The following is a 12,578-nucleotide window of genomic DNA, read 5'->3' as shown; positions in this document are numbered from 1 at the left end:
TGAGAGGTGACATACATGGGCATCAAGGCTGAAGAAATCAGCAGTCTGATTAAACAACAGATTGAGAATTATGAATCTGAACTTAAAGTAAGCGAAGTTGGTACAGTTATCCGTATTGGTGACGGTATCGCACTTGCTCATGGCCTCGACAACGCCATGGCTGGAGAGCTTCTAGAGTTCTCTAACGGTGTTATGGGTATGGCTCAAAACCTAGAAGAAGGTAACGTAGGTATCGTTATCTTAGGTCCATATGCTGACATCAAAGAAGGCGATGAAGTTCGTCGTACAGGTCGTATCATGGAAGTACCAGTTGGTGAAGAACTAATTGGCCGTGTTGTAAACCCACTTGGTCAACCAGTGGATGGACAAGGTCCAATCAACACAACAAAATCTCGTCCAATCGAAAGTCCAGCTTTCGGTGTAATGGCTCGTAAATCAGTACACGAACCACTACAAACTGGTATCAAAGCGATTGACGCTTTAGTACCAATCGGTCGTGGTCAACGTGAGTTAATCATCGGTGACCGTCAAGTAGGTAAAACATCTGTAGCAATCGATACAATCTTAAACCAAGATGGCGAAAATATGATTTGTATCTATGTTGCTATCGGTCAAAAAGAATCAACTGTACGTGGTGTAGTTGAAACGTTACGTAAGCACGGTGCATTAGATTATACAATCGTTGTAACTGCTGCTGCGTCTCAACCAGCTCCATTACTTTACTTAGCACCATTTGCTGGTGTTTCTATGGCAGAAGAATTCATGTTACAAGGTAAGCACGTATTAATCGTGTATGATGATCTTTCTAAACAAGCATCAGCTTACCGTGAACTTTCACTTCTTCTACGCCGTCCTCCAGGTCGTGAAGCATACCCTGGTGATGTTTTCTACTTACACAGCCGCTTACTTGAACGTGCTGCGAAGTTAAATGAAACATATCAAAATGGTTCTATTACAGCTCTTCCATTCGTTGAGACACAAGCTGGGGATATCTCTGCATACATCCCAACTAACGTAATCTCAATTACTGATGGACAAATTTTCTTACAATCTGACTTATTCAACTCAGGTGTACGTCCAGCGATTAACGCCGGTCTTTCTGTATCACGTGTAGGTGGATCTGCTCAAATTAAAGCGATGAAAAAAGTTGCGGGTACACTACGTCTTGACTTAGCTGCATTCCGTGAACTTGAATCATTTGCTCAATTCGGTTCAGATTTAGATAAAATCACACTTGCTAAACTTGAGCGTGGTAAACGTACGGTTGAAGTTCTTAAACAAGACCTAAACAAACCACTTAAAGTTGAAAAACAAGTTGCCATCCTTTATGCATTAACTAAAGGTCACTTAGATGATATTCCAGTACAAGATATCGTTCGCTTTGAAGGTGAATTCTTAAGCTGGTTAGATACAAACCACACAAACGTTTTAGATCACGTTCGTACTACAAAAGAGCTTGCTCCTGATGCGGATTATGTAGAAGCACTAAATGCTTTCAAAAAAACTTTCGCTAAATCAGAATAAGTTCGAGCTAGTCACTTGATTAAAAAACAAAAGGTGGTGAAATACCAGTGGTAAACTTACGCGAAATTAAAGGTCGTATTAATTCTACAAAGAGTACGAAACAAATTACGAAAGCGATGCAGATGGTTTCTTCTTCAAAGTTACGTCGTGCAGAGCAAAACGCTAAAGCGTACGTTCCTTACATGGAAAAAATCCAGGACGTAGTAGGCGCGATCGCTTCAGGAACAAAAGACAGTGGACATCCAATGTTAACTGCTCGTCCTGTTAAGAAAACAGCTTACTTAGTCATTGGTTCTGACCGTGGTCTTGCAGGTGCTTACAACTCAAGTATCCTACGTCAAGTACAACGTACAATTGACGAGCGTCATAAATCAAAAGACGAATACGTTATTTTAGCGGTAGGTCGTGTTGTTCGTGACTACTTTGTGAAACGTGATCATAATGTCATCAGCGATGTTGTCGGTCTTCCGGACCAACCATCATTTGCTGATATTAAAGAAATCGCTCGTAAAGCTGTTGGTATGTTCACTGATGGTACATTTGATGAACTTTATATGTACTACAATCACTTTGTCAGCGCAATTGCTAACGAAGTGACAGAGAAAAAACTTCTTCCATTAACGGATCTTGCACCTGCTAGCAGTAATGCTTCTTACGAATTTGAACCATCTGGTGAAGCAATTCTAGAAGTATTACTTCCACAATACGCGGAAAGCTTAGTTTATGGCGCATTATTAGATGGAAAAGCAAGTGAACATGCTTCTCGTATGACTGCTATGAAAAATGCAACTGATAATGCATCTGATCTTATTTCAGACCTTTCATTGCAATATAACCGTGCACGTCAAGCAGCAATTACACAAGAAATTACAGAAATCGTTGGTGGAGCTGCAGCCTTAGAATAGGCCCAGCTTCCCAATGTCGTATAAGAATACGATAGGAGGGTACACAGTAATGAATAAAGGACATGTTATTCAAGTAATGGGTCCAGTTGTTGACGTAAAATTTAACAATGGCCAATTACCAGCAATCTATAACTCATTAACAGTTAAGATTGAACGTCCTAATGAAGAACCAACAATTCTTGCTTTAGAAGTTGCTCTTCATTTAGGTGATGATTCTGTTCGTACAATTGCAATGTCATCTACTGATGGCTTACAACGTGGAGCAGAAGTAACAGACTCAGGAAAAGCTATCTCAGTGCCAGTTGGTGAAGTTACTCTAGGTCGTGTATTCAACGTACTAGGAGAAGTAATCGACTTAGGTGAAGAGATTCCAGCTGACGTTCGTCGTGATTCAATTCACCGCGAAGCACCATCTTTCGATGAACTTTCAACTACAGTTGAAATTCTTGAAACAGGTATCAAAGTAGTAGACTTATTAGCACCATATATCAAAGGTGGTAAAATCGGTCTATTCGGTGGTGCCGGTGTAGGTAAAACAGTATTAATCCAAGAATTAATCAATAACATCGCACAAGAGCACTCAGGTATCTCTGTATTCGCTGGTGTAGGTGAGCGTACTCGTGAAGGGAACGACTTATTCTTCGAGATGAGCGATTCAGGCGTTATCAAGCAAACAGCGATGGTATTCGGTCAAATGAACGAGCCACCAGGTGCACGTATGCGTGTAGCTTTAACTGGTCTTACAATGGCAGAATACTTCCGTGATGAGCAAGGTGCTGACGTACTTTTATTCATCGACAATATCTTCCGTTTCACACAAGCAGGTTCTGAGGTTTCTGCCCTATTAGGTCGTATGCCTTCTGCGGTAGGTTACCAACCAACACTTGCAACTGAAATGGGTAAATTACAAGAACGTATCACATCTACTAACAAAGGTTCTGTAACTTCTATTCAAGCGATCTATGTACCAGCCGATGACTATACTGACCCGGCTCCGGCTACAACTTTCGCCCACTTAGATGCAACTACTAACCTTGAGCGTAAATTATCAGAAATGGGTATCTACCCTGCGGTTGACCCATTAGCTTCGACTTCTCGTGCTTTATCACCAGAAATCGTAGGCGCTGAGCACTACGCAATCGCTACTGGCGTACAACGTACAATCCAACGTTACCGTGAATTACAAGATATCATTGCTATCTTAGGTATGGATGAATTATCTGATGAAGATAAACAAACAGTAGAACGTGCTCGTCGTATTCAATTCTTCTTATCTCAAAACTTCCACGTTGCGGAACAATTTACTGGTCAAAAAGGTTCTTATGTACCTGTTAAAGAAACTGTTCGCTCATTCAAGGAAATCCTTGATGGCAAATGGGATCACCTACCAGAAGATGCTTTCCGTCTAGTTGGTTCTATTGATGAAGTAGTTGAAAAAGCGAAAAGCATGGGCGTAGAGGTTTAATACTAGGGACGAGGAGGAAAAAATATGAAGACAGTTCTAGTCAATATTGTCACTCCCGACGGCCCAGTATACGATTCTGAAGTATCAATGGTAATCGCTAAAACAACTTCAGGTGAAATCGGTGTTCTTGCAGGCCATATTCCTATGGTTGCTCCACTTGCAATTGGTGCAGTGAAGCTTAAAAAAGAAGACGGTTCTACTGAACTTATTGCTTTAAGCGGTGGTTTTATTGAAGTTCGCCCTGAAAAAATCTCAATTTTAGCGCCATCTGCTGAAATTGCTGAAAGCATCGACGTTAAACGTGCTAAAGAAGCCGTTAAACGTGCTGAAGGTCGTCTTCAAGGTAAACAAGATAACATTGACTTCAAACGTGCTGACCTAGCATTAAAACGTGCGTTGAATCGTATCAACGTTCATGAGGGTAATATCTAATTCAAATTTTAACGGGCAGATTCAACATCTGTCCGTTTTTTATCATTATGCTATATGTACCATTTAAAGATAGCTAGAGGAATGAATATGGAGGAACAAGCATGGAATTATATGAGGCAATAGGGCAGGAAGCTTTAATAGGTATTTTATCGCATATATTTTTTATCGCTATTACCTTTTATGCGCTACAAGCGTTTATGTTAGAAAAGCTCTTTAAGAAGAATAAAGTATTTCAAGTCCAATTAATTTATATTTTATTAAGCATTGCAATAGGATCATCCGTTTCAAATTTCTTTCTTCAAATTTCAAATTGGTCTGGGAAGCTTCCGTATTTATTTTAAGAGACCCTTATTACTATCTATATGTTAGATGTTGAATCTACATATTTCACAGGACTTTATAACATCATTTATGTGGTCCTTTGAAATATGTAAAAGAAATTTGTGAGATTTTGTTTTTTGTTCACATATCTTTGGGTATATATAAAAAATTAACGCTTATCTCCCGTGTTATTGGTCATTCACAAAAAAAAAAATCATGCGTACAATAAATAAATAGCAAAATATTAAAAAATGACGTAAAATAGTGATTTGGATGCTTGAACGAGCGTAAAAAAAGTTGTACTATAGAGTTGTTTGTTTACTGATTATGACATTATACTTCTTTTTAAAATAAAATTTTGATAGGTTAATAGATTGAATTCGGAGGGACATAGGGTGGAAAAAATAATAGTGACTGGCGGCCAACAGCTACAGGGGAAAGTACGCGTAGAGGGCGCAAAAAATGCGGTGTTACCAATCCTAGCAGCAGCTTTACTTGCTTCTAAAGGAGAAAATGTAATTAAGGAAGTCCCTAACTTAGCAGACGTCTTTACTATAAATGAAGTACTAAAAAGTCTAAATGCGGCTGTTACATATATACCTGAGGATAATACAGTATATATAGATACAACAAAAGAACTTTCTAGTGAAGCTCAATTTGAATATGTTAGTAAAATGCGTGCATCGATTTTAGTGATGGGTTCATTACTTGCTCGAAATGGTTATGCTCGTGTTGCTTTACCGGGGGGCTGTGCAATCGGTTCCCGTCCAATTGAGTTACATTTAAAGGGCTTTGAGGCTATGGGCGCAAAAATTTCTTTTGGTCATGGTTTTGTAGAGGCGAAGGCAGACGGACGTTTAAAAGGCGCAAATGTGTATTTGGACTTCCCTAGTGTAGGGGCAACAGAAAATATTATGACAGCTGCAGCGTTAGCGCAAGGAACGACTGTCATTGAAAATGCAGCGAAAGAGCCTGAAATTGTAGATCTTGCAAACTTCATTAATAATATGGGTGGTCGTGTCATCGGTGCAGGTACGAATACGATTCGTATCGAAGGAGTCGATACATTATATGGAACAGAGCATCATATTATTCCTGACCGTATTGAAGCTGGCACATTTATGGTAGCAGCAGCAATTACAAAAGGTGATGTAACGATTGAAAATGCGGTTCCTGAACATATGACAGCATTAATTGCAAAGATGCGTGAAATGGGTGTAGAAATTACTGAGCTAGATGAAGGAATCCGCGTATGCGCTCCTAAACCATTAAAAGCTGTTGATATTAAAACTATGCCACATCCAGGCTTCCCGACAGATATGCAATCTCAAATGATGGCCTTGATGTTAACTGCTGAAGGTACGAGTATTATTACGGAAACGGTTTTTGAAAATCGTTTTATGCATGTTGAGGAGTTCCGTCGTATGAATGCCGGTGCTAAAATAGAAGGACGTTCTGTGTTTATCGAAGGGCCAATAAACCTTCAGGGTGCTGAAGTAATGGCGACTGATTTACGAGCTGCGGCTGCACTAATTTTAGCAGGACTTGTATCTGAAGGTATAACTAGAGTTACAAAACTGTATCACTTAGATCGTGGTTATGTCGATTTCCATGGCAAGTTGGCTTCACTTGGCGCACAAATTGAACGTGTACCAGTTGAAGATGTTATCGTTAAAGAGAAATCAACTGTCGAATTACCAACAAACTAATAGATTTCCAAACCCTTTGCTTACGAGCAAAGGGTTTTTTCTTTATATTTATATCCATGCTGGTGACAGTGACGCAGCAATAGGAAGATTTATTAGTAATCATTAGATGGAAAGAGGACTAAAACCGTCTCATCAGTGACAATGTATCCGGAACCAAACGTATTTCCACCATTTAAGAGGATGTGAGTTCCTATTTAGCGTTTTTAAAACGTATGCCTTGTTATAAGTTGATTGGAGTGGAGGCTGGGCGACTCCTTGGGGATCAGCGTCACAGATGAGACCCTGGAGCGAGCGTAGCGAGTGAAGCGGCTCATCGGACGCCCCCAGGAAAGCGCCCAGCCGGAACGGAAATCAACCTCACGTTATGGTGATAGGCGATTTTTAGGCAACCATCAAGCGTTCACATATTTTGAAGAGTTTTAGCATATTATTCCTTATGAAAAAATGGATAATGAGTATAGGCATAATTTGTTTGATTGGAGCATTATATATGCTTCCTGTGGCATTTGGTGAGAGACGTACGGTTGAAGATTCGCCTGCAACGACAGAGCAAGCTTGTGAAATATTCATAGAAGTGGAGGGACAACCGGAGAAAATCCCTTTAGAAACGTATGTGACTGGTGTGATAGCTGCAGAAATGCCTGTTTCATTTAAAAAAGAAGCTTTAAAGGCACAGGCTATTGCTGCAAGGACTTACGCGTTGAAATCGACAAATTACGGTAAAATAGCAATCGCTCCTACTGTTGCTAGACAAGTTTTTTACAATAAGGAGCAAAGAAAAGAGAATTGGACTAGCAATTTCCCGGGGAATGAAAAGAAAATTGTCGAGGCTATTAACGAAACGAAAGGACAAGTTCTTCTATATAATAATGAATTAATTACGGCAATGTTTTACTCTACTAGTAATGGGAAAACAGAAAGTGCCTACGGTTATAGTGGCAATGATGTACCATATTTACAAAGCGTTGCGAGTAATTCTGATCTATCATCACCAAAGTTTGCAGCGATGAAAGAATGGACATTGGCTGAATGGAATGCGCTGTGGCCTGTTAAATGGCAGGCAAATGATTTCAACCGTGTACAGTTCTTTTTAAATGATTCAGGACGTGTTGAGCGCATGCAGTTAGGAAAGAATGTGTGGTCAGGACGAGAAGTTCGAACACTTTTGGAAATACCATCAACAGACTTTAAAATCGCATATAACTCCACTACTGGAAAAGTGCAGGTGAGCACGAAAGGATACGGGCATGGAGTAGGAATGAGTCAATATGGAGCAGAGGCTATGGCAAGTGATGGGAAAACTGCTGCCGAAATTTTACACTACTATTATCAAGATATTGAGATAAAAAAGATAGATGCATGTTTAAAATAACTTCTAGTTGTTCACACTGCAACTAGAGGTGATGAAAATGAGAGAGGATAAAAATAGTAAAACTTCTCAAAATCAAGATGGAAAAGTTCAATTACAGAAGAAACCATGGTTTTGGCCAGCTGTTTACGCTGGTGGTGCTCTAATGCTAGCAGGTTTGTTACTTGGTTACAATAGTCTCGTATCAAAAGTAGAAGAGGCTCCATTACCAGAAGTAGCAGAAGTAGACTCAGGTCCTGTAGTTGAAACCAATGCACGAACAGAAAATATGAAATACCCATTCAAGGAAGCAAATCTTAATAAAATTCAAGTTTCACAAGAGTTTTATGATGTAGAGGCTAATGCAGAGTCACGTGAAAAAGCACTAATGGTATTTAATCAAACATTTACGACATCTTCCGGCATTTCTCTTTCTATGAATGGTGAAGAATTCGAAGTACTTGCTGCTTTAAGTGGGAAAGTAAAACAAGTAAAACTTGATGCATTTACAGGCAATAAAATTGTTATCGAGCATGCAAATGGTAAAGAAACACATTATAGCTCTGTAAAAGATATTGCTGTCAAGGAAGGCGATGAGGTAACACAAGGTCAGTTATTAGGAAAAGCGACTGACAATGAGTGGAACCAAGCAGCTGGCGTTCATGTGCATTTTGAAGTACTTGAAAACGGAAAATATATTAATCCGAAAAAATTACTAGGCTTTTAACTTATTTCAGCGGTTGCTGAAATAGAGGAACTCAAGCCCAACATCGTGCCTATTATCAATTATGTTGAGACATAATTGATAATAGGCACTTTCTTTTCTCCCAAACAATGAAAATGATCACTTTCAATGGGAGAAAAGAATACTTAAAAATGCATAAAAAATCAGTATTTTATCGTGAAAATGTAAAATGTGTTCTGAATAGCTTTGTCCTTACATAATTTGAAGAAATGCGCAGACGTGCATCTGATGCCAAAGCCATTTGTGAATTTGTGTGGAAAGGACGAAGAACGTGCACGAGCACATTCGGAAGCGCTGTATACGCCTCGGTGAATTATTGATTGAGACGCGTGAGACTGTGCGTGTCCTCGCGAAAATGACAGGTTATTCAAAAAGTACGGTGCATAAAGATTTAACAGAGCGACTGCCAACAATTCATGAAGGATTAGCTGAGCAAGTGAAGGAAATACTCGCCTACCATAAGGCCGTACGTCATATTCGTGGAGGAGAAGCAACGAAAAACAAGTGGAAAGAAAGAGCGAGTCAAGAATGATTCGTTCTTTTTTTATTAGGCAAAGGACAAGTTAGATGCTTATTTTTAATCTCCTTACATAAATTTCAAACACAGAGGCTCTTCACCAAAGATGTGGGATGACTTTTGTTAATGCGTGTTTAAATAGTTGATCTTTGTTCTGACTGGGCGACTCCTTGGGGATCAACGTCACAGGAACGAAGGCTAAAAGCATCCCATCCTGTGATAACGCCTTTGGGATCAACCTCGGTGCGCTTGCACGCAAAAAACATCTGTTGGCCCGACGCCCCCAGGAAAGCGCCCAGTGGAACGGAAATCAACTCACGTTAGGTGAAGAATTAAAAAAATGTTTAAGCAATTTCTTCTTTTCATTAAGTGTTCATATAATTGAAAGGAATGAAGTTCTATTCACTAAAATTAGGTGAAATTACCAGAAGTGTATGATAAAATATTCTAGATAAACAGATAAAAATGAACGTTATGTAGTTGGAAATGGCGGGAAGGAGAAATTATAAAATGTTTTCGAAAGATATTGGCATTGACTTAGGAACTGCGAACGTATTAATACACGTTAAAGGTAAAGGAATCGTCTTAAATGAACCATCTGTTGTGGCGATTGATAAAAAGACAAATAAAGTATTAGCTGTGGGGGAAGAGGCTCGCCAAATGGTAGGGCGTACGCCTGGTAACATTACTGCAATTCGTCCACTACGAGATGGTGTCATTGCGGATTTTGACGTTACAGAAGCCATGCTAAAACATTTCATCAACAAGTTAAATGTAAAAGGATTTTTAGCTAAGCCGCGTATTTTAATTTGCTGTCCAACGAATATTACTAGTGTTGAGCAAAAAGCTATCCGTGAAGCCGCAGAAAAATCAGGTGGAAAAAAAGTATACTTAGAAGAAGAACCAAAAGTGGCTGCAATTGGTGCAGGCATGGATATATTCCAACCTAGCGGCAATATGGTAGTCGATATTGGCGGCGGTACAACAGATGTTGCAGTCCTATCAATGGGTGATATTGTAACGAGTGAGTCCATTAAGGTAGCAGGAGACATTTTTGATAATGATATTTTGCAATATATTAAAAAAGAATACAAATTACTAATTGGTGAACGTACTGCAGAAGCCATTAAAATTACAATCGGTACAGTCTTTAAAGGTAGCCGAAACGATTCTATGGATATTCGTGGTCGAGACATGGTGACAGGTTTACCACGTACAATAACGATTAACTCTGAAGAGATTGAACGTGCCTTACATGAATCGGTTGCTATGATTGTCCAATCTGCAAAAAATGTTTTAGAAAAAACGCCACCAGAGTTATCAGCTGATATAATTGATCGTGGGGTCATTATTACTGGCGGTGGTGCTTTACTACACGGTATGGACCAGCTATTGATCGAAGAACTAAAGGTACCTGTTTTCATTGCAGAACAACCTATGGATTGTGTAGCAATTGGTACAGGGATTATGCTTGAAAATATCGATCGAGTGCCCGCATCCTTATAAAAATATAATGAGGTGAGTCCTTTGTTTAAAGGGTTTTATACAGTTGCAACTGGTATGATTGCACAACAAAGACGAACAGAATTACTAACCAATAATTTATCAAATGCGAATACACCAGGATTTAAAGCAGACCAATCAACAATTCGGTCATTTCCCGACATGCTTATGTCAAGTGTAGGAAAAACGAATGCACCTGCTAATCAGCAAGCAGGCTCTCAATATATGAGCCAAGTTGGCGCATTAAATACAGGGATTTATATGCAAGAAACATTGCCAAATTACATACAAGGCCAAATCTATAGCACTGATTTCACAACAGATATGGCTTTAATCGATGGAAACTTACCGCAAAATGCAGATGGTACTACGGGATCTATTTTCTTCCGTTTAGCACATCCAGAAGGCGGAGAAGCATATACACGCAACGGGAATTTCACATTAGATGGTCAAGGCTATTTAGTAAATCCACAAGGACTGTATGTGTTATCAGACAGAGGCCAACGCATACAGCTACCGAATGATGATTTCCGCCTAGATGAGAACGGAGCAGTTTATGTTAATGATCAGCAAGTAGCTCGTGTTGGCGTATCATATGCAACGAATCCGAACATGCTACGTAAACAGGATAATGGTTTAATTCGAACAGAAAACGGTGAGAATTTACCGACAGCTTACGGTGCCAATGGCGTATCCTTTACACTGCGTCAAAATTATCTAGAGGGCTCAAACGTAGATTCTAGTCGCACAATGACTGATTTAATGACAGCATATCGCGCTTTCGAGGCTAACCAAAAAGTGTTACAAGCTTATGATCGCAGTATGGAAAAGGCTGCTAATGAAATCGGGAAAGTATAATAGGCGAACAGGAGGCGTTTGATCATGTTACGTACCATGATGACTGCAACAAACACAATGGGGCAATTACAAAATAAACTAGATACAATTAGTAATAACATTGCCAATAGCAATACACAGGGCTTTAAATCAAAAGAAACTACATTTAATGAATTGCTTTATCAGCAATTTAACAATGACAAACAAGATCGTGCTGTTCGACAATCACCTGTTGGCATCCGCTATGGTTCAGGTGCAATGCTTGGACAAATCCAATCTAATCAAAAGCAAGGCTCTCTACAAACAACAAATCGAGACCTTGATTTAGCTTTTACAAAACCAAAACAATATTTCAATATTTTAATGCCAGATGGTGAAAATGGCACAAAAACAGTGTATACTCGTCAAGGTGACTTTTATTTATCACCATTAAATAATGGAACAGCAATGGTTGTAACTGCAGATGGATATCCATTGGCAAACGCAGCAGGACAAGCTATTACATTACCGGAAAATGTAACAAGCTTCGGGATCAGTGATGGGGGCGTATTAGAGGCATCATATCCAAATGGAGATATTAGACGTACTGAAGTAGCGGTGACAGAGTTCCAAAAGCCACAGCTCATGGAGGAAATTTCTGGCTCTTATGTTGGATTGCCGAATAACCTGGCTCAGCTAGGATATACGCAAGCTGAAGTTGTCACTGAATTACGAGGAGCAAATCGTCAGCAAATTGGTATGCAGAGCGGTGCTTTAGAAATGTCGAATGTAAATCTTTCAAAGGAAATGACGGATTTAATTCAGACACAGCGTTCTTATCAATTCAATGCAAGAGCTGTCACTTTAGCAGACCAAATGCTTGGGCTCATTAATGGTATTCGATAGTAAATCCGTTATTACTGTTTAGTAAGGAATGAAGAGGAGTACAATCTATGACAAACGATTCAAGTCGAGGTTCTATGCAAACAAAAGAAACCGATACGCCACCAGAAGAGATGGAACACGGCTCAAATGGAGAGCAACGAGAGGTTCGATGGGTGCAAATACGGCTGATTCCGATTTGGCTACGCGTTGTACTTATTATCATCTTAGTTGTTGTTGCCGCAGTTTTAGGTGCAATGATTGGCTATAGTGTAATTGGACAAGGTAAAGCCATGGACGTTTTCAAACCAGAAACATGGCAGCATATATTTGATATTATGAATGGTAAAGAATAATATTATTCTTTACCATACTTTGTTTTACATAATTATTTATGTTCATCTAAGGGGG

General features: G+C 39.4%; 13 protein-coding genes. All 13 read left to right on the top strand.

Annotation, left to right across the window (positions count from 1 at the left end; genetic code table 11):
• Nucleotides 1–15: 15 nt before the first annotated feature.
• The 13 genes from atpA to ACQKN2_RS13180 all read left to right on the top strand — a co-directional run bounded on the left by atpA (nt 16) and on the right by ACQKN2_RS13180 (nt 12,523).
• Nucleotides 16–1,524 carry a F0F1 ATP synthase subunit alpha gene (gene atpA / locus ACQKN2_RS13240; RefSeq protein ID WP_142509183.1) on the top strand — a complete coding sequence of 503 codons (1,509 nt, stop codon included), beginning with the start codon at nt 16–18 and terminating at the stop codon, nt 1,522–1,524.
• Between the two features lie 47 nt (nt 1,525–1,571).
• Nucleotides 1,572–2,429, top strand: a complete 858-nt coding sequence (gene atpG, locus ACQKN2_RS13235) for an ATP synthase F1 subunit gamma (RefSeq protein WP_427415354.1) — start codon at nt 1,572–1,574, stop codon at nt 2,427–2,429.
• A 49-nt stretch (nt 2,430–2,478) separates the two neighbouring features.
• Nucleotides 2,479–3,894, top strand: a complete 1,416-nt coding sequence (atpD, locus tag ACQKN2_RS13230; protein ID WP_079559414.1) for a F0F1 ATP synthase subunit beta — start codon at nt 2,479–2,481, stop codon at nt 3,892–3,894.
• 24 nt (nt 3,895–3,918) lie between these two features.
• Nucleotides 3,919–4,326: a F0F1 ATP synthase subunit epsilon gene (locus ACQKN2_RS13225; protein WP_323648674.1), complete on the top strand. Its 408-nt coding sequence runs from the start codon at nt 3,919–3,921 to the stop codon at nt 4,324–4,326.
• Nucleotides 4,327–4,427: 101 nt separating this feature from the next.
• Nucleotides 4,428–4,667 (top strand): DUF1146 family protein, encoded by a 240-nt coding sequence (locus ACQKN2_RS13220; RefSeq protein ID WP_427415353.1) that lies wholly within the window; start codon nt 4,428–4,430, stop codon nt 4,665–4,667.
• A gap of 375 nt (nt 4,668–5,042) precedes the next feature.
• Nucleotides 5,043–6,356 carry a UDP-N-acetylglucosamine 1-carboxyvinyltransferase gene (murA, locus tag ACQKN2_RS13215; RefSeq protein WP_323648672.1) on the top strand — a complete coding sequence of 438 codons (1,314 nt, stop codon included), beginning with the start codon at nt 5,043–5,045 and terminating at the stop codon, nt 6,354–6,356.
• 436 nt (nt 6,357–6,792) lie between these two features.
• The gene (gene spoIID / locus ACQKN2_RS13210) at nt 6,793–7,728 is read left to right on the top strand and encodes a stage II sporulation protein D (RefSeq protein ID WP_427415352.1); all 936 of its coding nucleotides are present in this window, start codon (nt 6,793–6,795) and stop codon (nt 7,726–7,728) included.
• A 37-nt stretch (nt 7,729–7,765) separates the two neighbouring features.
• Nucleotides 7,766–8,431, top strand: a complete 666-nt coding sequence (locus tag ACQKN2_RS13205; RefSeq protein WP_427415351.1) for a peptidoglycan DD-metalloendopeptidase family protein — start codon at nt 7,766–7,768, stop codon at nt 8,429–8,431.
• A 289-nt stretch (nt 8,432–8,720) separates the two neighbouring features.
• A complete protein-coding gene (locus tag ACQKN2_RS13200) occupies nt 8,721–8,981 on the top strand; it encodes a sporulation transcriptional regulator SpoIIID (protein WP_010858004.1) in 261 nt (86 codons plus the stop codon).
• A 495-nt stretch (nt 8,982–9,476) separates the two neighbouring features.
• The gene (locus ACQKN2_RS13195) at nt 9,477–10,472 is read left to right on the top strand and encodes a rod shape-determining protein (protein WP_427415350.1); all 996 of its coding nucleotides are present in this window, start codon (nt 9,477–9,479) and stop codon (nt 10,470–10,472) included.
• Nucleotides 10,473–10,493: 21 nt separating this feature from the next.
• On the top strand, nt 10,494–11,327 hold the full coding sequence (locus ACQKN2_RS13190) for a flagellar hook-basal body protein (RefSeq protein ID WP_427415349.1): 834 nt from the start codon (nt 10,494–10,496) through the stop codon (nt 11,325–11,327).
• Nucleotides 11,328–11,351: 24 nt separating this feature from the next.
• Nucleotides 11,352–12,191, top strand: coding sequence for a flagellar hook-basal body protein (locus ACQKN2_RS13185; RefSeq protein ID WP_427415348.1), 840 nt, complete (start codon nt 11,352–11,354; stop codon nt 12,189–12,191).
• 47 nt (nt 12,192–12,238) lie between these two features.
• Nucleotides 12,239–12,523 (top strand): DNA-directed RNA polymerase subunit beta, encoded by a 285-nt coding sequence (locus ACQKN2_RS13180; protein ID WP_427415347.1) that lies wholly within the window; start codon nt 12,239–12,241, stop codon nt 12,521–12,523.
• The last annotated feature ends 55 nt before the right edge of the window (nt 12,524–12,578 follow it).

The sequence above is a fragment of the Lysinibacillus sp. NPDC093688 genome (assembly GCF_050280145.1).
Taxonomy (GTDB): Bacteria; Bacillota; Bacilli; order Bacillales_A; family Planococcaceae; genus Lysinibacillus; species Lysinibacillus xylanilyticus_B.
This window is presented reverse-complemented; position numbering and strand designations above follow the sequence as displayed.